Source organism: Steroidobacter cummioxidans, from assembly GCF_003104955.1.
Window position 1 is genome coordinate 130,325 of record NZ_LSRW01000050.1, and the last position, 24,203, is coordinate 154,527.

Here is a 24,203-nt window from a genome sequence, read left to right on the forward strand (position 1 = left end):
AAAGCGCGCCGCTGAGGTCGTAGGCAGCTCGCGCTTCACAGTGGTGCGCCCGCCTGAAAGCACCCTGGCATACAAGATGCTTGTATGAGTGCATGCACGGTCCGCGCTCTGGTCGGCGCGGCGTGCGTGGCAAAGGAGCATCCATGCAAAAGAAACATCGAGCAGGCAGGTGATCGGCGCTAACAACCTTAGAAATAGGGGCCGCGCTGCATTGTCCGTGCTTCAGGGAGGTCAGTCATGTCGAATGTCACGTCTTGTCTCTCGCTGCGTGTTGCTGTTTCCAGAGTACTTGGTGCTGCACTGACTTGTGCGGCGCTGGCTGCGCTCAATGCCGAAGCGCAGGAGTCATCCACGATGGAAGGTCCGATTGATTCTGTGACTGTCACCGGCACTCGTATTGCGCGTGACGGCTACGATGCGCCAACGCCGGTGAGCGTGCTCGGCGCGGAGGAGATTCAGACGGCCGGTACTGCGAACGTTGCCGACTTTGTAAACACCCTGCCTTCCGTGGTCGGCAGCGCGACGGCCTCCAATTCGTCCGGCGCCTTGAGCAACGGGCAGGCCGGCATCGCCGCGCTCAATCTCCGTTCGCTCGGCACGAATCGCACGCTGGTGCTGCTGGATGGTCAGCGGTCGGTGGCTTCCGCGTCGACCGGCGCTGTCGACATCAACACGTTTCCACAAGCGCTGATCCAGCGGGTGGAAATCGTCACAGGCGGTGCTTCAGCGGCGTATGGATCCGATGCAGTTGGTGGCGTCGTGAACTTCATCCTCGATCGCGACTTCACGGGCGTAAAGACCGACTACGAGTATGGTGTCTCGACATACGACGACAATCCGAATCACACCTTCACGCTGGCCGCGGGCATGCCGTTCGCCGGCGGGCGGGGTCATGTGCTGTTCAGTAGTGAATACTTTACGCAGGAGGGCGTGCACACCATCGATCGCGACTGGAACGACAGCGGCTTCTTTCAAATCAACAATCCCAACTACACCGCAACCAACGGCCAGCCGTTTCGCCTCGTGCAGGCGGGGATCGGCCCCAGCCAGCACACGCCCGGCGGTTTGATCGTCAGTGGACCGCTGCGAGGGACTTACTTCGGTACGATCGATCCCGCAACCGGGCGCGCCACGGTCGGTCGGTTGGCGTATGGCACGACCAGCACCAGCAATCCATGGATGATCGGTGGCGACTGGCAGTACACGAGCCTCGGGCACCAGGGCAGCAACTCGCTGGCGCCCGACGAGGAGCGACGCACGATTTTCGGTCGAGCGAGCTTTGAGTTGACGCCGGCAGTGAGCGTGTTTGCGCAGGTGTCGCACAACGAGTACCAAGGGCTCAGCTACTATCAGCAGACACCCAACGTCGGGAACATCACGATCCGCGCCGACAATGCCTATTTACCGGCATCCATCGTTCAGCAGATCGCGCAGTACAATGCGGTGAACGATCCCGACATCACGTCCTTCGTCATGGGCTCGACCAATGCCGGCATTCCAGCTGCGGGCAGCGACAACAAGCGGGAGGTGAACCGGTATCTCATCGGCGCCGACGGCGATTTCACCTTGCTCGGCCGCGATTGGCGTTGGGACACCTATTTACAGCGCGGCGTCGCGAAGCTGGATGAGCAGCTCATCAACACCTGGAACAATGCGCGCATGGCGTTGGCGCAGGATGCCGTCGTGCATCCCACGACCGGGCAGATCGTGTGTCGCTCGTCGATTGCCGATCCAGGCAATGGCTGCGTGCCCATCAATCGCATCGGCATCGGCGGGGTGACGCAAGCCGCACTCGACTACATCATTCCCAGCAATCCGTATCGCGAGCAGGAGCTGACCCAGGATGTCGCCGCATTCAACTTTGCGACCAACGGTATTTTCAGCACCTGGGCCGGTCCGGTATCGCTTGCCTTTGGCGGCGAATGGCGCGAGGAAAAGATCGACGGCTTCGTCGAGCAGCAGTATCAGACGGGTTGGCTATACGGCAACTATCTGGTCACCAGGGGCGGCTATCGCGTCACGGAGGGCTATGTCGAAACCGTGGTGCCGCTGTGGCAGGGGCTGGATTTCAACGGCGCGCTGCGCTTCACCGATTACAGCATCTCCGGCAATGTCGAAACCTGGAAGGCGGGCCTGACCTATCAGCCGCTCCAGGACCTGAAGTTTCGCGTCACGGGCTCCAAGGACATTCGCGCACCGAATCTCAATGAGCTGTTCGCCGCGGGCACGGCGCGCACCAATACGGTCAACGTGCCCCCGAGCAATCAAGCAGTGCAATTCGTACAGAAACAGACCGGCAGTCTGGCGCTGGTGCCGGAACAGGCCGAGTCGCTCGGCATTGGCGTGGTCGTCACGCCGTCGTTCGCGCCGGGGCTGGCGTTCTCCGTGGACTATTTCGACATCGAGATTCAAGACGCCATCGGCACGGTTACGGCACAGAACACAGTTGATCTATGTTTCGAGCAGAATGTGCAATCTTTCTGCAACAACATCAGCTACATTACTGTCGGCGACGTACAGCAGATCGCGGAGATCCTGCTCGTGCCGTTCAATTTCGCCAGTCAGCGAACCAAGGGCCTGGACATCGAGGCCAGCTATCGGCTCGCTTTGGGGCATGGGGACCTGTCGCTGCGTGCACTGGCGACGCACTACATGGAGAACGTCACCGACAATGGCATCGACTTTCCGATCGACTATGCCGGTGTGAACCAGGGGGCCAATGCGACGCCGAGCTGGAGTTATCGCCTCAGCGCCACTTATGCCGTCGACACGTTGTCGTTTACGCTGATCGGGCGCGGCGTGAGTAGTGGCGTTTATAACAACTCGTTCATCGAGTGCACCAGCAACTGCCCGGCGTCGACGGTCGAGCATCGCACGATCGACGAGAACGACATCGGCGGCGCGTTTTATCTGGACGCGTCAACAACGTACTCGTTCACCGTGGGGCCGGCCAACGCCGAGGCGTTCCTCACCATCCGCAACCTGCTCAACACCGATCCGGAGCTGGTGGGCAACGGACCCGATGGTAACAACACCCCGGCTTATCCACAGACCAATCGCGTGCTGTACGACACGATGGGCCGGACGTTCCGGCTCGGGCTGCGGATGTCGTTCTAACAATCCAACCAAGAAGCAACGGAGATCAACGTGACCAAGACGAGTATCGGAATCCTGACCGCTTTGTTCGCACCGGCGGTGCTGGCGCAGGCGGCGCCCGAGCTGAAGCAGGCGACGCTGGCCGGCGTCGACAAGCGCGCCAAGCTGGTTCAGGAAATGGTGGATTCCATCTACAGTTTCGCCGAGCCCGGCTTCCAGGAATTCCGCACTTCCGAATACATCACCGGCATTCTCGAAAAGAACGGCTTCAAGATCGAGCGAGGCGTGGCTGGTATTCCCACCGCGTGGACTGCGAAGTGGGGCAGCTCCGGGCCGTTGATCGCTCTGGGTAGCGACATCGATGCGTTGCTCGGGTTGTCGCAGGTGCCGGGTTCTGCGGCCATCACGCCGCAGGTGACGGGCGCGCCCGGACATGGCGAAGGTCACAACTCCGGCATGCCGGCGATCGTCGCTGCAGCGCTGTCCGTCAAGGAAGTGATGGAGAAGAACAAGATCCCGGGCCGCTTGATGATCTGGCCGGGAGTCGCCGAGGAGCTGCTGGGAACCAAGGCATTCTACGTGCGCGCCGGGCTGTTCAAGGACGTCGATGGGTCCATCTTTACGCACGTGAGCAAGGACCTGAGCACCTCGTGGGGACCGGCCAACAACAATGGCGTGGTGTCGGTCGAATACACGTTCAACGGCAAGACGGCGCATGCGGCGGGCTCGCCGTGGTCGGGTCGCAGCGCGCTCGATGGTGTCGAGCTCATGAACATCGCCTGGAACATGCGGCGCGAACACCTGCCGCTCACGCAACGCTCGCACTACGTGATTACCAACGGCGGCGGTCAACCGAACGTCGTTCCGGGCGTCAGCACCGTCTGGTATTACTTCCGCGATCAGACCTTCGGGGCAGTTCGCGATCTCTACGAGACTGGCAATACCATCTCGGAGGCGGCCGCGAAGGCCACCGGCACGACGGTCCAGCGTCGCTTGCTCGGCTATGCCGCGCCGAACTTCGGCAACAAGCCGCTGGCCGAAGCGGCGTACGAGAACATGAAGGCCATCGGCATGCCGCAGTGGAGCGACGACGATCAGGCGTTCGCGAAGGCGGTGCAGGAAGCCAACGGCTTCAAGGTGGAGAAGCTCGCGACCGAAGTCGCCCCGTTGCAGACTCCCGAGTCCAAGGAGAACGCCATGCGCGGCGGTTCGGACGACATCGGCGACATCATGTGGACGGTGCCGACGATCACGATTCGCTTCCCGTCGAACATTCCCAACACCATTGGCCACAACGTCACGTCTGCCATGGCGATGGCGACACCGATCGCTCACAAGGGCGCGGTGACGGGTGCGAAGGCGGTGGCGCTTACGGTGATGGACATGGTGACGACACCGGCGCTGCTCGTAAGCGCCAAAGACTACTTCAACAACGTGCAGCTCAAGGACGTGAAGTACGATCCGGTGCTGGCACCGGAGGATCAGCCGGCCATTCATCTCAACAAAGAGTTGATGGAGCAACTGCGTCCGCAGATGTCCAAGTACTACTACAACCCGAAGAAGTACAGCAGCTACCTCGAGCAGCTCGGTATCGCCTATCCGGGCGGCCCAGCGAGCGGAGCAGCGGCGGGCGTATCTCCGAAATAGCGCAAGTGACGCCGGCGTCTCGATGGCGCCGGCGTCGCGGTTTCGGCGCGGTGCTGGTGCTGCATGCGCTACCATCGTGGCATGAACAACGTTCACTCGCTATTGACCCTGCTAGGCATCGAGCATCCCATCATTCAAGCGCCCATGGCGGGCGTGTCGACGCCAGCGCTGGCGGCTGCGGTGTCGAACAGCGGCGGCTTGGGCTCGCTGGGTTTGGGCGCGAGTAACGTCGAGCAATCCCGTGCGGCGATTCGGGCGACGCGAGCGCTCACGCCGCGGCACTTCAACGTCAACTTGTTCTGTCATCGTCGGGCGACGGCTGACGCCGCGCGCGAAGCGGCCTGGCTGGCTCGTCTGGAGCCGCATTTCGCGCAGTTCGGAGCGAAGGCACCGCCGGCCTTGCGGGAAATCTACGAGACGTTCGTCGACAACGAGCCCATGCTGACGATGCTGCTGGAAGAGCGGCCGGCGATCGTGAGCTTTCATTTCGGCTTGCCATCGCCGGTATGGATCAAGGAGTTTCGTGCAGCAGGCATCGTGACGCTGGCCTGCGCGACGAATTCAGAAGAGGCAGCGCTGTGTGAGCGCGCCGGTGTGGATGCGATTGTTGCGCAGGGTGTGGAGGCGGGCGGCCATCGCGGTGTGTTCGAGCCTGAGCGGGGCGACGATGGCATCGGTACATTCACTTTGGTTCGAATGCTGGCAAAGCAATGCAGTCTTCCCATCATCGCCGCGGGCGGCATCATGGATGGGCGAGGAATCGTCGCTGCACTGACCTTGGGTGCGGTCGGCGTGCAGATGGGTACCGCGTTCGTGCTTTGTCCCGAGTCTTCTGCGAACGCTGCGTATCGAGAACAAATGAAGAGCGAGCGCGCCCGACACACCAGCATTACGGCTGCAATTTCCGGTCGTAGCGCGCGAGGTCTGCCGAATCGGATGTATGAGCTCCTCAGTGAGGGGGCGCCAGCGCTACCGGACTACCCGATTGCCTATGACGCCGCCAAGGCGCTGCACGCGGCGGCGAGTGCGAAGGGCAATCATGACTTCGCGGCTTATTGGGCGGGGCAAGGGGCGCCGCTCGCTCGCGAGTTGCCCGCGGCCGTGCTGATGAGGCAGCTCGTGCAAGAGTGGCGTGCGGCTGGCGGCATCGAATAATCGAGTGAGCTCAAGCGGACGCGGCTGAATGGATCGGAGCGCTCTGTAACGATCGCTGTCGAGGTGCCGCGCTCGATTCGCGTTCGATGAGCGTGCACGGCAAGACCTTCTGCGTTCGTTTGCTATCGGTCCCATCGCCGGCGATTGACGCAGCATGCAGCATGCGGATCGCGCTTTGTGCCATCTCGGCAATGGGCTGGCGTGCCGTCGTGATCGCGGGCGAAACGATCGATGCAATGGGCGTGTCATCGAAGCCTACGATGGTGAGATCGTCCGGCACGTTGAGATGATGGCGATGCGCGACCGAGATCGCAGCGGCGGCCATGTCGTCGTTGCAGGCGATGATGGCGGTGCACTCGCTGAACGAGCTGAGAATGCGCTCGCTGGCTTCCAGTCCCGATTGGAAGGTGAAATAGCCTTGCTCGACCGGGGCCTCGCGGATTCCCGCCGCCGCCATCGCTCGCAAATGTCCGCGCAGGCGTTCGGTACCGCCCTTGGACGCCGGATCGCCGGCGATGAAGCTGATGTGACGATGGCCGAGCTCGATGAGCCGCGTCGTCATGCGGCCGGCGATGTCGAAGTGATCGGCCGACACGCTGAACGGATGAATTTCTAAATTCGCCGGGGAGATCGCGACCCAACGCGCGTTCGCCTCCTGCAGCAGCTCGAGCACGTCGGGGGCGTCGCAGGCGGGCGAGGGCAATAGGAACGCGGTGACGCCACTGCGCAGCAGCGATTCGATCTCGGCGGTGCGGTCATGCGTGTCGGCGTCGGCCGTCAATGTGAGCTGCATGCCGAGCTTGCTGGACTCTTTCAGCGCGCCCGTCAGTAGCTCGCTCAAAAAGGCCTGGCTGGGATTGGAATACACCAGGGCGACGCGCGACGGCCCGGAGCCGGCCAATGCACGGGCGGAGACATTCAGCCGATAGTTGAGTTTCTTGACCGCCGCAAAAACGCGCTCCTGCAGCGGAGCACGTACCAGATGTCCACCCCGCAGGACCCGAGAAACGGTCATGCGGGAGACGCCGGCTTCCTCTGCCACATCGTCGATGGTGACTTCTTGTAGCTGACGGCGGGGGCGCCGTTTGTCCTGCGTAGCCAGCGTTGTCTCCGCCTGAATAGACCGCAGCGCGAGGATGCGCTGCGGCTCGGCGGGGCGTCAAGGCTCGGTTGACAGCGAGGGTCAATGGCCCGTGGCGACCGCGCTGCGCGTGGCGGCCAGGAACGACTCGGCGGCTTCCCGGCCCATGTATTTATAAAGCTCGCGCTGCTCGACTCGCCGCAGATCGACGACGATCATGCCGTCGACCACATCGCTGAAGTTGGCATCCACGTTGAAGCCGACGACGCGCGCGCCGAGCTTCAGATATTGGCGCAGCAGCACCGGCACGCCCTTGCCATCGGGCTCGATCTTTTTTTCCATTCAGCTGCGACAAGGCCGTCGAGATCGCCGAGGCCGGCTAGGTCGCCGCTCAAGGCCGCCAGCGAGTGCGTACGACGGAACGGCCGCCGCGGTTTGATCAATTGCGCCAGCTGGTTGTCGAAGCAGCGCCGTTTGATGAAGTCCACCAGCAGCGCCTGCGAGTGGGGTCGGTACTCGGCGCTCATGCTCACCGGACCGAACAGCACGTGATAGCGCGGATGCCGGACGACGTATTGGGCAATGCCTTTCCACAGCAGCAGCAGAGCGCCGAAGTTACGTTGGTGCTCCGGCACGATGAAGGAGCGTCCGAGCTCCAATGCGTTGCCGATGGCACGGAGGAAGGGTGCGCCGTATGAAAACAATGAATGCGTATAGAGGCCGTGACGGCCGTGCTTGGCCAGAATCTCGTCCACGTGGCCGATTCGGTACGCGCCGACGATCGTGCGTTTCTGCGAATCCCACGAGAACATGTGGACGTAGTGCTCGTCGTACTTGTCGAGGTCGCGGCTGCGCCCGGTACCTTCATCCACCGCGCGGAACGCGATCTCACGCAGGCGGCCGATCTCACGCAGGGTCCAGGGAATCTGCTCTGCTCGAGCAAACATCACCTGCGTGCCCTGGCTGGAGGCGAGTACGTTCTGTGGCGGCAGATTGTTGATCTCCGCTTCGAGCAACGCAGTGCTGACGGGCTCGGCGGGCGGCTCCGGCGTGCGAGTGATCCGTCGTTGCACAGTGCGGTGAGCTTCCAGTGCGTACGTGCTCAATCGCAGTGAGCGAGCAAGTGACGCATCGTCAGCTTCAGCGGCAAGCGTGCTTGCCTTGATGGCACGGCCCACGGTGACCGGGATCAAGTGATTGCGTTTGTTGAGCAGCTCGTGCGACAGCATCACGGTACGCATGCGCGGGTGGAGCAGGCCGAGTGTCTGGAAGATCGAGCTGTTGCCGCCGCCGAAGTGCAACGGCACGACCGGGCATTCGCACATCCTCAGGAAGCGCGCGGCGGTCGGATTCCATAGCGGATCGCAGACTCGGCCATTGGAAAGATGCAGATGAGACACGGCGCCGGCCGGAAACAGGACGATCAATCCGCCATCGTGAACGTGTCGAAGCGCGGCGCGCATGCCGCGGACGTTGGCTTTCGCCGCACGCGAGCCACCGAACGCATCGACAGGAATGATCGCGTCTCGCAGCTCGGGTATCCGTTGCAGCAGCTGATTGCCGATGAGCTTGCTGTCGGCTCGCAAGTCGAGCAGCAACTGAATCAGATACAGCCCTTCGAGCCCGCCGTAGGGATGATTCGCCACGATCGCGACCGGGCCGCACTTGGGAATGTGCTCGAGCTGGGCCAGCTCCAGCTCGAAACGAACTTGCAATATTTCGAGCGCCTCGCGCGCGAACTGCGCCGGCGATAGATCGCGCCCGGCAAGCTGTCGGTGAATGTTGGCCAGTCGCTGAAACGCAAGCGCTCGCTCGGCGACATTCAGAAGGAGAGGACCGACTGCCGGAACGCGCTTCAGCGGCCCTGTGAGTTCGAACGGTGACGCGGAGATCGGCATCGATCAATCAAGCTCACGCCTTGGATGGCGCGTAACTTAGTCGGCCAAGATGACAGTCGCATTGCGTAGTTGGGGAATGGGCGAAATATGCGACGCCGGGCACAGCTCGATGTGCCGGCCGATGTGGGAGGCGGCCGTCAGTTGGGCACAGAGGTGTGCTTGAATGGCGCCTTGGCGTAGGTGTTCGAGGGCGCCGGCATTTCGTGAGCGGGCGCGCCGCCGCCGTCGTCATCCGTCGAGCTGATCATTCTGATCCTCAGCTCGGCATAGGTTTTTACCAGCGAGCTGCGCACCGCTTCCTCATCGGTGTCCATGAGCTGCGCGATCTCGCTATGTTTCTTGCCGAGCTTGAAGTGGCGCAGGATCTGATAATCACGCTGTGGCAGTTCCTGCAGATAGCGCTCCATCGTGGCTTCCTCGAAGGGGCGCGACTGGAAGCCGAGTCGGGACAGCTCGTTGACGGCGCGGTCGATGATGGGGCGCGCATCGGCATCGTCCGAGTCGGTGGCCGAGAGCTTGCGAAGATCGGCGGCGGTGCGGTCCAGGATGCGACTGACCTGATCGCCGGGCAGTCCCAGGTCGTGGGCGAGCCGGGCGCTGGTGGTGGACTCGGCCCCCCGAGACCCTCGGACCCACTCCAGCCAGTGGCGCACTGTGCGTCGCAGCGACCTCATCTCTTCTTCGAATGCCGGCATTGGGCTTGGCCTTGGCTTGAGGTATATAACGCCAACACAAAGCCTAGATTATTTCGGCAGTAATTCACAATACGTGTGACAGGCGTTTTTGCCTGCCCGATGGCCCCCCAACTGCAGAAGATAGCGACGATGTTTGCAATGTTGAGCAAGGTGGCGGTGGCGGCGCAGCTCCGCGACCTCGGCGTGAAACGTGGCGGCGTGTTACTCGTACATACGTCCTTCCGCGCCGTTCGCCCTATCGAAGGCGGACCGTTGGGTTTGATCGAGGCGCTACGCGATGCACTGGGGCCCGACGGTACTTTGGTGATGCCGTCGTGGACTGAGCTGGATGACGAGCCGTTCGAGGCAGCGACGACGCCAAGTGCGCGAGATCTTGGCGTCGTTGCGCAAACGTTCTGGCGACTGCAGGGCGTTCGTCGCAGCGATCACTTTCATGCGTTTGCGGCCGCGGGTCCACAGGCCGAGATCATTACTGCTGATCCTTTGCCCCTGCCGCCGCATATTCCGGCCAGTCCGGTGGGGCGAGTGCATGACCTCGATGGGCAGGTGCTGTTACTCGGTGTGGGCCACGATGCCAACACCACGCTGCATCTGGCGGAGCTGATTGCCAACGTTCCCTATCGAACGCCGAGCTATTGCACCGTGCTGGAGAACGGCCGTGCGACTCGCGTCGACTACGGTGAGAACAATCACTGTTGCGCGCGCTTTGCCCTGGCAGATGAATGGTTGCGAGGCCGAGGGCTGCAGGCGCAGGGGCGGGTAGGACAGGCTCATGCTCGCCTGGCCAATTCGCGCGACATCGTCAGTGTCGCGCTCCAATACTTGTGCGTGAACCCGCTGTTATTTCTTCATCCCGTCGGCGCGGGATGTGAGGAGTGCGAAGCAGCTCATCAAACGGTCTGCGCGACTCCTTTCATCAAGAACACGGGTTGATTGGCGGCCTTCGATGACACGCTGATCCATTGCCACGCGTCGATGGTCTGCGGCAGCTCCGCGCCGCTCTCATCGATCAGCTCGCAGCCGCTGCTGTGATGACTGACGCTTTGCGCCGCGGCGTCTGCCGATGGAAATGAGCCGACGAAGTCGTCGTTGAGCCATAGCTCACAACTCATGGCATCGCCACTGGCAGCTCTGATGGTCAGCGTTCCGGCGGGAATGACAGTGGCGTACATGAGAACCTCCGTCCGCTTGGTGTCGCTGTTGTCGGAGGTCAAACCATATGCCTGCTGCCGTTCATTTTACAATCGGTTTTCCGTAGGAGAACGGCGACAATTCGCGTCGGCGCATCAAAGCAACGTGTCAGAGGGCGCCGGGAGGGCAGCGCATAACGTCTGTTATGCGTGGCAGGGACGTGAGATTACGAGGGGTTAGCGAACGATGCGCGGCTGGATATCGTCTCCGGTCGCCGCGCGTCGCGCTTGTTGCTCGTACGCGCCATTCGCTCGAATGACGCGTACTCGCCAGCTTACTTCTTACCGTTCTTGCCCTTGGGCTCGTCCTTGGCCTCTTCAGTGAGCGCCTTGTCGAGTTCGGGCAGCACCGGCAGGTCCTTTTCGTCCTGCAGCAGCGGCTTGAGCTGCTCGTGCAGCTTGCCGGCCAGCGTGTGGGTCTCGGTGTAAGCCGTGACCAGCTTGGCGTTCTTGTCGTTGGCCTTGGTGAGCTGCTCCTCGGTCTGCTGCTTTTCCTTGCGCAGCGAGGCCATGTTGCTCTCGGCCTGACGGCGGCCCTCGGCTTCGTCCTGCTTCTCTTTGCGCAGCGCCTTGAGCTTCTTCACGACGTTCTCGGGCGTGTCGGCCAGCGCGGCATTGATGGCCTTGACCGTCTTGTCCTTCTCGGCCACGACGCTCTTCATCTGCTGCATTTCTTTGGTGAAGTTGGCGCGCTCGATCTCGATCTGACGAGTAGCGCTGTCCTGCGCGACGCGGATCTCCTCGGCGGAGGCCACGGCGATGGCGCGAGCCTTCTCGGCGATCTGCAGCTTTTTCTCCATCTCGGTAATCGCCGTCTTGGCTTCCTGACGCGCGACAGCGACGCTCGAGTCGGCCTCGGCAATCTTCTTGATGACGGCGTCAAGCGCTACTTTGAGTTCTTCCTGAGAGCAGTTGGGATCCAGCTTCAAGGCGTCGGTCGCCGACCGCATCAAAATCTGCTTGCTGATCGCAAGCTCTTTCCAAACTTTCAACTGCAGCTCAAGTTGCGCTTGTTCCACATTCACTTCCTGGGGTTGTTGGTTACGGGGAGTAGACAAAACGTAGCTCGCCAATAAAGGCCAATAATCGGGCAGATCAGGCAAAGGGATTTTTTCGGGGCGCGGATTGTATGCCAAAAAGCGGCCGCGTGGACCGCCTCTAACACGGGTTTCACCGCGAAATTCGACTCAATGTGGGCTCAGATTCGCACTCAATTCGCTGCCACTTCGTCCGATGCCGGTCTCACGGATGTCACCGAGGCCCTTCCGGGTGCCTGCCCGAGGTGGGGCTCGGCCTGCAAAATCCAAGGCTTACGCGAAAAATTTGTTGCTCGTCATAGGTGGCGCGCCCGCCTCCGGATGGGGCCTCCGGGGCCAGGCTGGCGTCCGAATAATCCGTTGGACCCCTGTCAGGCCGGCAGCGCGCCGGCGATCTGAACCCGGTTCCGACCTGACCTTTTTGCATCATAGACGGCCGCATCCGCGCGAGCGATCAGGTGTTCGCCCCAAACGCCGAGGGTGTCGCTGGTTGCCACCCCGATGCTACAGGTCACCTGGATGGGCGGGCCGAAGCCCTCGACCCGCACGTCGGCGACCCGATTGCGGATGCGTTCGGCGATCGGCCCGGCCGCCGCGATGTCGGCGCTGCTCAAAATGACCACGAATTCCTCGCCGCCATAGCGCCCGATGACATCCGACTGACGCAGCTCGGCGTGAATGGGCCCGATGACGGCCCGCAGACAGGCATCGCCGGCCTGGTGACCCCGGGTGTCGTTGATCTCCTTGAAGTGATCCAGGTCGATGAACAACAGGGCGATCGGCAGGCCGCGGGCACGGGCACGCAGGCAGGCTGCTTCCAGGCGCTCCACCAGTGAGCGCCGATTCAGCACGCCGGTAAGAGGATCGGTCTGCGCGCGTTTCTCTGCATCCGACAGCGCGAGCCGCTGATCGCGCAGTCGATCCGCGACGCCTAGGGCGATCAGTACCGCGGCGGCGACCATCGACAGGGGCAGGCCGTAATACAGCAGCCCTTCAGCGCCTTCCGGATCGGTGAGGAGCAGGCGGACGGCTGTGGCAATGGTGAATCCTTCCAGCAATCCCCAGGCGATCAGGAACCAGCCCGCGGCCCGGTTGTTCCGCTGCCAGGCGAGGAACGAGACGACCAGCGTGAATAGCGCCGATCCCAGGAACACCAGATTGCCGATCGCGGCGACGACGACGCCTAGCCCGATCTCCTGCGCGACATTGGCAAAGGCCAGCACCACGAAGGTGATCGCCAGCCAGCGGAAGATCGCATGGACTTTCGGAGAATAGAGCCGCAGCTCTGCGATCTCACGCACGAACAGACACGCGGCCGCGCCGCTCAGTGCTGCTGTGACATTCCATGTATATGACATGACCGGCGCGCCCAACTGGAGCACCGGCCACTCGAAGCCCTGACCGGACAGGTATGCGACATATAACGCCTGCAGGGAGAACAGCGTCGCGTACAACAGCAGCAGGCGGTCGGAAAGCACCAGCCAGATCAGCAGGGATGAGCAGGCCATCGCCAGCAGAGCACCGAATGCGAGCGCGATCATGCGTGCGTGCTCGGCCCCGGTCGCGAGCGTTTGCTCGAGGGTCGACACGGCGAATTGCAATCCTTCCCAACGCTGGCCCTGGGGATCGACGCGAACGTACAGCACCTGGTCTTTGGCGAGCCGATGGGGGAGCGCGAGCACCATCTGATGCAGGCCGCGAAAGCCGGGCAGGAAAGTGGCCGTTCGCAACAGCACGGGGCGGCCGTCTTCCAAGGTGTAGGCCTGAATTTGCAGGGTCCGGCTCTTGCTGATGTTGAGGGTCGGAACCGAGCCGGGCGTGGAGTTTTCTTCGGCGCGCAGTCGTAGCCAGAACGCGTGGTCGCGCTGGCGGGCGGCGCTGAAGTCGAAAGTTTGAAAGCGCAAATCGAGCGTGCCGCTGCTCAATTCTTCGATGCTCACATCGCCCGTCGCCGCGTCGAGCATCTGGATTTGCAGGGCCCCGCTGGCAATGACAGCGCCGGCAGCGCTGCTCACGCACGGCACGGCCAGCAGGCAGGCGCCCAGCGCCACCAGCCACGTGGCCAACCACTCACGCACGATTTGCCTCCCCTCCGATGACGTCCCAACGGTGCCGGTCGCGGCTTCCCCCCGATGGAAACGGCTCGCATGCTAACACGGCCGGCGCTGCGCCCCATTTATGACATCCAAACCGGTGCGCTCAGCGAACATCGGTTCAGGTTGTCACCTGGGTCTTGACATGTCCTGGACGAGCAAAATTTGCCGATGTGCCTGGCTGGCGGCACTGATCGCGGGTGGGACGCCGGTCTCCACGCTCGCCCAGCAAACCTGGGATTTCCGGGTGTTCCTGGATCAAAAAGAGATCGGCACGCATCGTTTCGACCTGATCGAGCGCGATGGCGAGCGTGAGCTCGTCAGCCAGGCGCGCATGACGGTCAAGCTGTTGTTCGTGACCGCATACACCTACGAGCATCACGACGTCGAGCGTTGGCATGACGACTGCCTGAGCACGCTGTCGTCGACCACCAATGACAATGGCGAGAAACATCGGGTCGACGTGCAGCGACGCGACGGCGTGACGGTCGTGCAAACGCTCGAAGGCACCCAGCGCCTGGGCGAATGCGTGCTGACGTTTGCTTACTGGAATCCCGCGATGTTGCAGCAGACGCAGCTGCTCAACTCACAAGACGGCGAGCACGTGAAGGTGAAGATCACCGATGCGGGCGCCGACTCCATTGTCGTGCGCGGCGTGCAGACGCCGGCGCGTCGCTATGAGCTGCGCAGCCAGAAGCTGTCGATCGATCTGTGGTATTCGCAGCAGCAGCAGTGGCTGGCGCTGGAATCCAAGACCGAGCGCGGCCAGAAGCTGATTTATAAGTTGAAATAGGAGCGGGCGACGGCTCGCCGCCCGCTCGCAGCCCCGGCTTACGCTGCGTTGGACGCCGCGATGAATTGCTGAGTGTGGAAGTCGGAGTCGCCCAGTGTCAGATCGATGGCGGTCAAGCGTTTGAAATAATGACTAACCATCAACTCCTCGGTCATGCCCATGCCGCCATGGAGCTGCACGGCTTGCTGACCGATGAAACGGCTCGCCTGACCGATGATTACTTTGGCTGCCGACAGCGCACGGCGCCGCTCGCCTGCATCCGGATCGACGCACTTGATCGCTGCGAGATAGCTCATCGAGCGGGCCTGCTCGCTGTGCAGGAACATGTCTGCCATCCGATGCTGCAGCACCTGGAATTTCGCGATCGGCTGGCCGAATTGCTTGCGATTCTTGGTGTAGTCGAGCGTCGTGACATTTACGGCTTTCATGATGCCCACGGCCTCTGCGCACAGGGCGCTCAGTGCATGGTCATGAGCCGCTTCGATCGCGGCGAACGCCTTGCCTTCCGCGCCCACGAGAGCGGAGGCGGGCACCGACACTTTTTTCAGCTCGATGTCGGCGGCGCGCAGTCCATCGATCGTGCCGTAGTCCTTGACCGTGACGCCGGCAGCTTTGGGGTCGACACGGAAGACGCTGATGCCATCGGTGTCGTCGGTGCTTCCGCTGGTGCGAGCGCTGACGAGTAACTCGTCGGCGGCGCCAGCGCCGATGATTACGTTCTTGAGACCGTCGATCACGTAGCCGTTGGATGTCTTCTCTGCGCGCGTCGCGACCTGATCGATCTCACCACGAGTCTGTGGCTCTTGATGGGCGAGGATGACGATGCGCTCGCCGGAGGCAATCGTCGGCAGCAATTGCTCGGCCGCGGTTTTGTCGCCCAGCCGAGTCAGAAACACAGGGGTGACCACGGCGGCTGCCAGGAATGGCTCGACCACCAGTCCTTCGCCCAGGGCGTTCATCACCAGCATCGTTTCCACGGGCCCATTGCCCAAGCCGCCATGCTCTTCCGGAACATTCAGTGCCGTGAGGCCGAGATTCGCGAGTTCTTGCCACAGCTCGCGGCTCCAACCGGCCGGGCTTTGCAGAATGTCGCGCCGGGCTTCGAACGAATAGTTGTCCCGTACGAAGCGCTGCACCGTATCAGCCAGTAACTGCTGTTCATCGCTGAAATTGAAGTCCATGAGAGTGCTCGTCTTTATTAAAGACCCAGAATCATCTGGGCAATGATGTTGCGCTGAATTTCGTTGGAGCCGCCGTAGATCGTGACCTTGCGGACGTTGCAGTAGGTCGCGGCCAGCGGTGCGGCGTATTCGGGACCGGCGACGGTGGCGAGGTCGCCTTCCTCGATGGAACGACGCTCGAAGGGCAGGGCATAAGGTCCGACCGCGTACATCATCAGCTCCGAGAGCGCCTGCTGGATCTCGGTGCCCTTGATCTTGAGGATGGAGGCTTCCGGCCCGGGGGCGCGCTTCTCCGATTCAGCGGACAGTGCGCGCAGATTGGTGATTTCGAGCGCCATCAGATCCATCTCGACTTGCGCGACGCGCGCGGCAAACAACGGATCCTCCAGCAGCGGCCGGCCGTTCTTTGTTTCCTTGCGCGCGATGTCTTTCAAACGACCGAGCTCGCGCTTGGAGGCGCCGACACCGGCAATGTTGGTGCGCTCGTGGCCGAGCAGGAATTTGGCGTAGGTCCAGCCTTTGTTTTCTTCGCCGATGCGATTTTCCACCGGCACTTTGACGTTCTCGAACCAGACCTCGTTCACTTCGTGCGCGCCGTCCATCGTGATGATGGGGCGCACGGTGATGCCGGGCGTCTTCATGTCGATCAGCAGGAACGAGATGCCTTGCTGTTGTTTCGGGGCGTTCGGATCGGTGCGCACCAGGCAGAAGATCCAGTCGGCGTACTGACCGAGCGTGTTCCAGGTCTTCTGGCCGTTCACGATGTAGTGATCGCCCTGCCGTTCGGCGCGGGTCTTCAGCGACGCCAGATCGGAGCCGGCGCCCGGTTCGGAGTAGCCCTGACACCACCACACCTCGCCACTGATGATCCCAGGCAGGAAGCGCTGCTGCTGAGCCGGCGAGCCGAACGCCATGATTACGGGCGCCACCATCTTCAAGCCAAAAGGAATGGTCCGAGGTGCGCCGGCCGCGGCGGCCTCTTCATCGAAGATGTGCATTTCGACCGGACCCCAGTCCGGTCCGCCGAATTGCTTGGGCCAGCCCGGGGCGCCCCAGCCGCGCTGATACAGGAGCTTCTGCCAGCGGGTGTAATCCTGAGCCCGTAGCGCCAGGCCACTCTTGACTCGTTGCGCTATGTCCAGTGGGAGCTGATCTCGCATGAACTGGCGGACTTCGTCGCGAAACGCCAGCTCGGCGGGTGTGAAATTCAAATCCATGGAATAACCCTGATGTCTTGCTGTGCAGAAATGTAATTCTCGATGCAGACCGGAATCATAGGGGCTCGACCTTTCTATTCGCAACCGACCGCACCTTCGGCGCAGCTTCGCGGGTCTCGCGTTGTCAGTCCAGGTTTTCGCCGGAGGGTGCTTGCCCCAAACATACATGCTCACATACCTTCACGGACCGGCGGCTTGGTTGCGCAGTGCGAGATGTGATAATTTTTGAGCAGAACGGACGCCCGCACTGTGGAATCAGAGATGGGCGACAGACGAAGTGATGAGGGAGCCGAATCGCCGTGCGGCACGAAGCTGGGTTGGAGCTTCGCGATGCAGGAGCGAATTCCGGCTCACAAAGGACCAGTGGGGGAACGGGGAGCATGTCCCAGAAGCATTTCGATTTTTGGCCTGTCGGCCTGCCACGCAACATCACGGCGCCGGCCACCAATCTGTTTTACAACGTGGAAGTGTCCGCGGCCCGCTATCCCGACAAGCCGTATCTGATCTTTTTCGAAGCGCCGCTCAGCTACGGGCAGTTCAAGGATGAGGCCGAGCGCCTGGCGGGCTATCTCCAGCAGGACTGTGGCGTGAAAGCCGGCGACCGCGTGTTGTTGGTGATGCAGAACAGCCCGCAGTTCATCCTCACTTACTACGGGATCTTGCGCGCGAACGCAGTCGTCGTGCCGGTGAACCCGATGAGTGTCACGGCCGAGCTCGAGCACTATGTTCAGGACAGCGGCGCCAAGGTTGCCCTGGTGGCGCAAGAGGTTTATCCGCAGCTGCAGCCGCTGGTCGGCACACAGCTCGATCGCGTCATCGTCGCGGCGTATAGCGATTACATCAAACCGACGACGGACCTGCGCATGCCGGAGGTCGTGAGCGCGCCGAGGCAGCCGATCACAGATAAAGGCGTGACACTGTGGGTCGAGGCACTCGCGGCGAAGCGCACGCCGGGGCCGCTGACCACCGGGCCGGACGATCTTTGCGTCATTCCCTACAGCTCCGGCACGACCGGCCGGCCGAAGGGCTGCATGCTCAGCCATCGCAACGTAATGCACACCTTGCTCACCAACGCGTTCTGGTTCGGCGGCAACTCCGATACCAGTCAGCTGGTGGTGCTGCCGTTCTTCCATGTCACCAGCATGCAGGGTGGCATGAATGCGCCGATGTTCTACGGCGGCACCGTCGTGCTGATGTGCCGTTGGGATCGCGAAGTCGCGGCCGAGCTGATTCAGCGTTACAAACTGATGTCGTGGACCGCGATCGCGACCATGGTGATCGACTTCCTCGCGAATCCGAAGCTCGACCAATATGACTTGTCGTCGCTGATGCGCGTGTCCGGCGGCGGTGCGGCCATGCCCGCAGCGGTCGGCGAACGGTTGCAACAGCTGGTCGGCTCGCCGTACATCGAAGGCTACGGTCTGACCGAGACCATCGCGCCGACGCACGTCAATCCGCCGGACCGGCCAAAGCGTCAGTGTCTGGGCGTTCCCATCTTCAATACCGATTCGCGAGTCATCGACCCGGAGACGCTGCAGGAAGTGCCGCAGGGAACGGTGGGCGAGATCGTCACCCACGGACCGCAGATTTTCCAAGGGTATTGGCGCAACCCAACAGCCACGCAGGCGGCGTTCGTCACGCTCGACGGCAAGTCGTTTTTCCGGACCGGCGATCTGGGCTACGTCGATGAGGACGGCTATTTCTTCCTGGTCGACCGGCTCAAGCGAATGATCAATTGTTCGGGCTTCAAGGTGTGGCCGGCCGAGATCGAAGCGCAGATGTACAAACATCCGGCCATCCAGGAAGCCTGTGTGATCGCGGCCAGGGATCAGCATCGAGGCGAGACGGTGAAGGCCGTCGTGGTGCTGCGGGCCAGTCACAAGGGCAGTGTGAGCGAGGCAGAGATCATCGAGTGGACGCGCCAGAACATGGCGACTTACAAACATCCGAGGATCGTCGAGTTTGTCGAGGCGCTGCCCAAGTCGGCGACCGGCAAAGTTCAGTGGCGTCAGTTGCAGGAAGCGGAAATGGCGCGCGCGGCGCGAGCTCAATAGACATATAAGGCAGGAACTACCATGGCGACCAGAGCATCAGAAACGATTCGCATGATCGAGACGACCAGCCCGGCCCACGCAGCGGCGGCGCCCAAACCTCATGTGGGCAAGCAGGATCGGCACTTCGTTACCGCGTTGTCGCGCGGGCTGGATGTGCTGTCGTGCTTCCGTAGCGGCAGCCGGCTGCTGGGCAATCAGGACATCTCCGAGCGTTGCCGACTGCCCAAGTCGACTGTGTCGCGTCTGACTTACACGCTCACCAAGCTGGGCTATCTCCACTATGTGAAGGAGTCGGGCAAATATCGCTTGGGCACGGCAACGCTGGCGCTCGGCAGCGCGGTGCTCGGACGCTTCGAAGTGCGCGATCTCGCCCGTCCGCTGATGCAGGAGCTGGCGGATGCAACCGGCACGTCGGTCGCGTTGGGCGCACGGCAACGGCTCAGCATGGTGTGCGTCGAGGTTTGTAAGGGCAACGCCGTGCTCTCATTGAATATGGAAGTCGGCATGCGACTGCCGCTGGCGACTGCCGCGATCGGCCGTGCGTATCTTGCGGTTTGCAGCGACACCGAGCGCGCCGATCTGCTCGATCAATTGAAAGAGCTGGACCACCTGGCCTGGCCGAACTTGAAACAAGGCATCGACAAGGCGCTCGTCATGTATTCGGAGCTGGGCGTTTGCAGCTCGTTCGGCGAATGGCAGCCGGACGTGAACGGCATCGCCGTGGGCTTCCGCCCGGGCAACGGCTTGCCGCCGATGTCCATCAACTGCGGCGCGCCGGCTTTCAAAGTCTCACAGGAATATTTACTGAACGACGTTCGGCCGCGGCTGGTGGAGCTGGTGCGCCGGATCGAAGAGGGGCTCGGCCAGGCCCGTTCCTGAAACAACCCGCACGGTGTTTGTAATAACGGCGCGCATCGAAAGATGCGCGCCGTTATTTTTTGTTGTCATCGACTTCAGACGTAGTTGCAAGCCGACGCCCCAGGGCGCCCGGAACTTTTGTGGTGCAAGGCCAGTTAAAAAGCAGCTCTGGTAATTTCGTCACTAGCGAGTCATGCGCGAAGCCATTCAAGCAGAGAATTCCCGCGCTGATTCGCGCGGCTCCGCTGCGCATGCATCGGTTGATAATTTCGCAGCGATCCGTCGTCGTAATCAGCGCGTGCATCGGGGCACCTCAGAGCCGCCGAGCGTGGCTCTGCTAAGACACATTCTGAGCCCTTCGGTCATCGTGCTGACCCTGATGTTCTGTGCGTTCCTGTTCGCGCAGAAGCTCACACCCTCTTATTTCGCGCTGGCGGCGCTCGCGTTTCTGGTCGCCTCGCAGGTGGTGAGCGAGCCGGTGATGGATTGTTCGGCTCGCAATAGCCTGACCAATCTGCTCCAGCACCGTATCTTCGCCGAGTGGCTGCTGGTCTCGGCCGCACTCTTATTGATGGCGTTTGCCTTCAAGGTGACTGAGACTTTTTCCCGGCGGGTAATCCTTACCTGGTTTGCGATCACACCGTTTGCTGTCGTGGCGGCGGAAGCGGGCTTGCGTCGCTATGCCGCATTCTCCGCGCTGCGCGGCAAGATTCAGCAGAGTCACGTCATCATCGGTGCGAATGAGGCCGGCTCGCGCCTGGCCCGTCGCCTCATGGCGCATCCGCACCTGGGTCTGTTCAAGGGCTTTTTCGATGACCGCGACACGGAGCGTCTGCCCGATATGCCGCAGGAGCAATTGCTCGGGGACATGTCGGACATCGTCAATTACGTGCGCATCAACGGCGTCAGCAACATTTATATCTGTCTGCCGATGCGCGCCGACGAGCGTGTCACCAAGTTGCTCGAAGAGCTGAAGGACACGACTGCGTCGGTGTACTTCGTGCCTGACATCTTCATGTTCGATCTGATTCAGGCGCGCGTTTGTGACATCGACGGCATTCCGATGCTGGCGGTCTGTGAATCTCCGTTCGCCGGCCTGGACGGCGTTATCAAGCGCGCCAGCGACATCGTGTTCTCCTCGGTCTTGTTGCTGGGGCTGTGGCCAGTGTTGCTGGCGATCGCGATCGGTGTGCGCATGAGCTCGCCGGGCCCGATTCTGTTCCGTCAGCGTCGCTATGGCATGTACGGCGAAGCCATCAATGTCTACAAGTTCCGAAGCATGACGGTGTGCGAGGACGGCGCCACTGTCACGCAAGCACAGCGTGACGATCCGCGCGTGACCCGCTTCGGCGGCTTCCTACGACGCACATCCTTGGACGAGCTGCCGCAGCTCTTCAACGTATTCCTCGGTTCGATGAGCCTGGTCGGTCCGCGGCCGCATGCGGTGGCTCACAACGAGGAATATCGCCGCATCATCGACGGCTACATGCTGCGTCATAAGGTGCGGCCGGGAATCACTGGCTGGGCCCAGGTGAACGGCTTGCGCGGCGAGACGGACACAGTCGACAAGATGCAGCGCCGGGTCGAGTACGACCTCGACTATCTGCGCAATTGGTCGCTGGGACTGGACCTGACCATTTTGTTGCGGACCGCCTCGCTGGTGTGGCGCGATCGCAATGCTTATTAAAGGTAGCGCCATGCGGGAGTATCAGGCCATCGATGCTGACGTGCCCCGGGTCGGAGCGTTACTGCGTTATCTACAAACGGAGCAGATCGAGCACGTCGTCGTCGATGAGCTCGCCGCAGAGGATTACTCAGGCGTGCGGCTGAGCGCGGCGATTGTCGTAGCGGCGGAGACTTTGCCGCTTTTGCCCCCCTTATTGAATGAGTTCTGTCGTCGGCATGACATGCAGCTGGTTCACCATAGCTGCCAGGGCGCGGATGAGCTGTACATGTTCAGCTGGCTCAACGAGCAGCAGCGGCCGGACTTCATGTCATTGCGTGTCCAGCGTCACGCAGCCAGGCAAACCAGCTGGTGGCGACGCAAGCTGGATCGGCTGCGATGCTGGCGCGAGCCTTCGGGACTGCTGATCGCGTGCCTCGGCCCGGACGGTAGTGGCCGAAGCGACATCGTGGAGCAGTTGGGTGCGCAACCGCTCGCACCATTCTCGGCCGCACATGTCATCAACATTCGGCCGCGCATGATGCGCCCCGTGCCGGTGGATCCGGACTCGCGCGTACCGCGCGGCCGGTTGGGAACGATGGCCAAGCTCATGATGTTCGTGGCCGATTATTGGCTCGGCTATTGGTGGCGCATCCGTCCGAAACTGGTGGCCTCGACCATGGTGGTGTCGGACCGCTACTTCGATGACATTCTGGTCGACCCCGGCTATTACCGCATCGATCGTTTCCGCAGACTGGCTCGCTGGCTGTTGCCGTGGATTCCGCGGCCCGAGCTGTGGCTCGTGTTCGACGTGCCGTCCGCGGTGTTGCAGACCCGAACGCGAGAAGTGGCGGAGGAGGAGGCCGCGCGACTGCGCAGTGAATACCGAAAGGTGCTGCGGCGTCGTGAAGATGTGGTCGTGCTCGATGCCGGTCAATCGCTCGCCGAGTTGAGCGCCGAAGCGGAGCGCGCAATCGTTGCGCAACTTGCGCGACGTACGGCTCGACGCCTCGGTCTGCCAGACACCAGCAAGGACAATCCGACGTCGACGGATGTGCTGCTGTTCTTCTGCCGACGGCATGTGCCGGTGTTCAGCAAGCTGATCCGAGTGCTGTTCAACAGCGACATTCATTGCCGCCTGCCAGGCGACGTTCACATGCCGCATCCCTACGGCATCGTCTTGCAGCGTCAGGCGGTCATCGGTCATCGAGTGACCATCATGCAGCAGGTCATGATCGGCGGTCGCGAGGGCGATCCGAACATCGCGCCGGTGATTGGCGATGACGTGAGCATCGGCGCGGGCGCGCGCATTCTCGGTGACGTTCGCATCGGCAAAGGCGCGACGATTGGCGCAAACGCGGTCGTGACGCGCGATATTCCCGCCGGCGCGACGGTGGTGGGGGCCGATCGCATCGTTGCGAGCGGTCGCCATTCGGCGACGTACGATGCGCCTAAAGTTACCCAATTCCCGCGCCCACCTCGGCAAAATTCCGCAGCCTGACCCTGAAATTCGACCGTAGGCCCCCATCTAGCACCCTGATGGACAGGGTGTTGCCTACACTGCGGCCGGGCTCGAGGTGTGAATTCGATCTCGCCTGGCGAGCGACTTATCACTCTAGGTTTCTCAACCGCAGCGTGGTTCGGCTACACTACCGGCCCTTTAAAGTGCTGTATCCGGCCGCAGTTGGCCGACTCTTCCATAGTCCGAACAGGAACTTGCGAGCGCAATGAGCGACTCTTTGCGAGCTTTGCTCGACTCTACGCCTCTCGGGGCTGGCAACGCCCCTTACATCGAATCCCTCTACGAACAGTTCCTCGCTGATCCGCAGTCAGTCGAGCCCAAATGGCGCGACTACTTCGCCGGACTTGCCAAAGCGGCCGGCACCACGGATGTGGCGCACGGCCCGATTCGCGATGCTCTCGCCAAGCGTGCTTACTCCATCGGCGCCCCGGCAGCGGCTGCCGGGGCAGGCGCAGTGTCCAGCGACGCAGCGGCCAAGCAGGGCGCCGTGGCGCGACTGGTGCAGGTTTACTCGAATCGCGGCCATCTGCTCGCTGACATTGACCCCCTGGGGTTGATGAACCGCCCCGTGCCGGAGGTGCTCGAGCTGTCGCACTTCGGCCTGAGCAATGCCGACCTGGAGACCGAGTTCCTCACTGGCAGCCGCATCGACGCCATCCCGAAGCGCATGAAGCTGAAGGACATCGTCGCTCAGCTGCGCCAGATCTACTGCGGCACCATCGGCGCCGAAATTTCGCGCACGTTGTCCAAAATTTCCCAACCGAGCGTCTGTGGCTGCAGAATCGCTTCCAGGAAGGTCGGGTCACGAATCGCTACTCCGCCGATGAGAAGAAGACGTTCCTGCGTCACCTGACCGCAGCGGAAGGTCTCGAGCGTTATCTCGCCACCAAGTATCCGGCGCAGAAGCGCTTCTCGCTGGAAGGCGGCGACGCGCTGGTGCCGCTGGTCGACGATCTGATCCAGCAGGGCGGCCTGCGCGGCATCGAAGAAATGGTCATCGGCATGGCCCACCGCCGCCGCTTG

Annotated in this window: 19 protein-coding genes and 1 pseudogene; 10 read left to right on the forward strand and 10 right to left on the reverse strand. The window is 62.0% G+C overall.

What is annotated here, in order from left to right; genetic code table 11:
* Window positions 1–354: 354 nt before the first annotated feature.
* From D0550_RS23085 to D0550_RS23095, 3 genes are all read left to right on the forward strand, one after another.
* A complete protein-coding gene (locus tag D0550_RS23085; protein ID WP_206606478.1) occupies window positions 355–3,117 on the forward strand; it encodes a TonB-dependent receptor plug domain-containing protein in 2,763 nt (920 codons plus the stop codon).
* Window positions 3,118–3,147: 30 nt separating this feature from the next.
* Window positions 3,148–4,743, forward strand: coding sequence for an amidohydrolase (locus tag D0550_RS23090; RefSeq protein WP_206606479.1), 1,596 nt, complete (start codon window positions 3,148–3,150; stop codon window positions 4,741–4,743).
* An 81-nt stretch (window positions 4,744–4,824) separates the two neighbouring features.
* On the forward strand, window positions 4,825–5,898 hold the full coding sequence (locus tag D0550_RS23095; protein ID WP_116811568.1) for an NAD(P)H-dependent flavin oxidoreductase: 1,074 nt from the start codon (window positions 4,825–4,827) through the stop codon (window positions 5,896–5,898).
* Window positions 5,899–5,908: 10 nt separating this feature from the next.
* On the opposite strand, the gene D0550_RS23100 is transcribed toward D0550_RS23095, so the two are convergent.
* From D0550_RS23100 to D0550_RS23115, 4 genes are all read right to left on the reverse strand, one after another.
* Window positions 5,909–7,036, reverse strand: coding sequence for a LacI family DNA-binding transcriptional regulator (locus D0550_RS23100; RefSeq protein ID WP_322109752.1), 1,128 nt, complete (start codon window positions 7,034–7,036; stop codon window positions 5,909–5,911).
* 45 nt (window positions 7,037–7,081) lie between these two features.
* Window positions 7,082–7,321: a hypothetical protein gene (locus D0550_RS23105; RefSeq protein ID WP_153067288.1), complete on the reverse strand. Its 240-nt coding sequence runs from the start codon at window positions 7,319–7,321 to the stop codon at window positions 7,082–7,084.
* Window positions 7,261–8,877: a lysophospholipid acyltransferase family protein gene (locus D0550_RS23110; protein WP_116811545.1), complete on the reverse strand. Its 1,617-nt coding sequence runs from the start codon at window positions 8,875–8,877 to the stop codon at window positions 7,261–7,263. Before D0550_RS23110 ends, D0550_RS23105 begins: the two co-directional genes overlap by 61 nt.
* A 137-nt stretch (window positions 8,878–9,014) precedes the next feature.
* Complete coding sequence (locus tag D0550_RS23115; protein ID WP_116811546.1) at window positions 9,015–9,572, reverse strand: sigma-70 RNA polymerase sigma factor region 4 domain-containing protein; 558 nt, start codon at window positions 9,570–9,572, stop codon at window positions 9,015–9,017.
* A gap of 129 nt (window positions 9,573–9,701) precedes the next feature.
* Between D0550_RS23115 and aac(3)-IV the strand changes: the two genes are divergently transcribed.
* On the forward strand, window positions 9,702–10,505 hold the full coding sequence (gene aac(3)-IV / locus D0550_RS23120) for an AAC(3)-IV family aminoglycoside N-acetyltransferase (RefSeq protein WP_116811569.1): 804 nt from the start codon (window positions 9,702–9,704) through the stop codon (window positions 10,503–10,505).
* Here aac(3)-IV and D0550_RS23125 read toward each other — a convergent pair.
* The 3 genes from D0550_RS23125 to D0550_RS23135 all read right to left on the reverse strand — a co-directional run bounded on the left by D0550_RS23125 (window position 10,463) and on the right by D0550_RS23135 (window position 13,877).
* Window positions 10,463–10,744: a hypothetical protein gene (locus D0550_RS23125; protein ID WP_153067289.1), complete on the reverse strand. Its 282-nt coding sequence runs from the start codon at window positions 10,742–10,744 to the stop codon at window positions 10,463–10,465. The two genes, aac(3)-IV and D0550_RS23125, sit on opposite strands and share 43 nt — an antisense overlap.
* Before the next feature lie 293 nt (window positions 10,745–11,037).
* A complete protein-coding gene (locus D0550_RS23130) occupies window positions 11,038–11,781 on the reverse strand; it encodes a hypothetical protein (RefSeq protein WP_153067290.1) in 744 nt (247 codons plus the stop codon).
* 389 nt (window positions 11,782–12,170) lie between these two features.
* Entirely contained in the window at window positions 12,171–13,877 is a 1,707-nt protein-coding gene (locus tag D0550_RS23135) for a GGDEF domain-containing protein (protein WP_153067291.1), read from the reverse strand.
* 160 nt (window positions 13,878–14,037) lie between these two features.
* Here D0550_RS23135 and D0550_RS23140 point away from each other — a divergent pair, with 160 nt between their 5' ends.
* Window positions 14,038–14,685 carry a DUF6134 family protein gene (locus tag D0550_RS23140; RefSeq protein WP_116811550.1) on the forward strand — a complete coding sequence of 216 codons (648 nt, stop codon included), beginning with the start codon at window positions 14,038–14,040 and terminating at the stop codon, window positions 14,683–14,685.
* Between the two features lie 38 nt (window positions 14,686–14,723).
* On the opposite strand, the gene D0550_RS23145 is transcribed toward D0550_RS23140, so the two are convergent.
* Window positions 14,724–15,866 (reverse strand): acyl-CoA dehydrogenase family protein, encoded by a 1,143-nt coding sequence (locus D0550_RS23145; RefSeq protein ID WP_116811551.1) that lies wholly within the window; start codon window positions 15,864–15,866, stop codon window positions 14,724–14,726.
* A 17-nt stretch (window positions 15,867–15,883) separates the two neighbouring features.
* Window positions 15,884–17,083 carry an acyl-CoA dehydrogenase family protein gene (locus D0550_RS23150; protein WP_116811552.1) on the reverse strand — a complete coding sequence of 400 codons (1,200 nt, stop codon included), beginning with the start codon at window positions 17,081–17,083 and terminating at the stop codon, window positions 15,884–15,886.
* A gap of 380 nt (window positions 17,084–17,463) precedes the next feature.
* Between D0550_RS23150 and D0550_RS23155 the strand changes: the two genes are divergently transcribed.
* The 5 genes and pseudogenes from D0550_RS23155 to D0550_RS37175 all read left to right on the forward strand — a co-directional run.
* Window positions 17,464–19,137 carry a long-chain fatty acid--CoA ligase gene (locus D0550_RS23155; protein ID WP_116811553.1) on the forward strand — a complete coding sequence of 558 codons (1,674 nt, stop codon included), beginning with the start codon at window positions 17,464–17,466 and terminating at the stop codon, window positions 19,135–19,137.
* A 21-nt stretch (window positions 19,138–19,158) separates the two neighbouring features.
* Window positions 19,159–20,016, forward strand: coding sequence for an IclR family transcriptional regulator (locus D0550_RS23160; protein WP_206606480.1), 858 nt, complete (start codon window positions 19,159–19,161; stop codon window positions 20,014–20,016).
* Between the two features lie 307 nt (window positions 20,017–20,323).
* Window positions 20,324–21,682 carry an undecaprenyl-phosphate glucose phosphotransferase gene (locus D0550_RS23165; RefSeq protein WP_206606481.1) on the forward strand — a complete coding sequence of 453 codons (1,359 nt, stop codon included), beginning with the start codon at window positions 20,324–20,326 and terminating at the stop codon, window positions 21,680–21,682.
* A complete protein-coding gene (locus tag D0550_RS35605; protein ID WP_206606482.1) occupies window positions 21,672–23,159 on the forward strand; it encodes a hypothetical protein in 1,488 nt (495 codons plus the stop codon). Before D0550_RS23165 ends, D0550_RS35605 begins: the two co-directional genes overlap by 11 nt.
* 226 nt (window positions 23,160–23,385) lie before the next feature.
* Window positions 23,386–23,523: pseudogene (locus D0550_RS37175) on the forward strand (2-oxoglutarate dehydrogenase E1 subunit family protein); the annotation flags it as partial.
* A gap of 362 nt (window positions 23,524–23,885) precedes the next feature.
* Here D0550_RS37175 and D0550_RS36075 read toward each other — a convergent pair.
* Window positions 23,886–24,203 (reverse strand): hypothetical protein (locus tag D0550_RS36075; protein WP_241520894.1); only part of this gene is annotated, 318 nt, incomplete at its 5' end.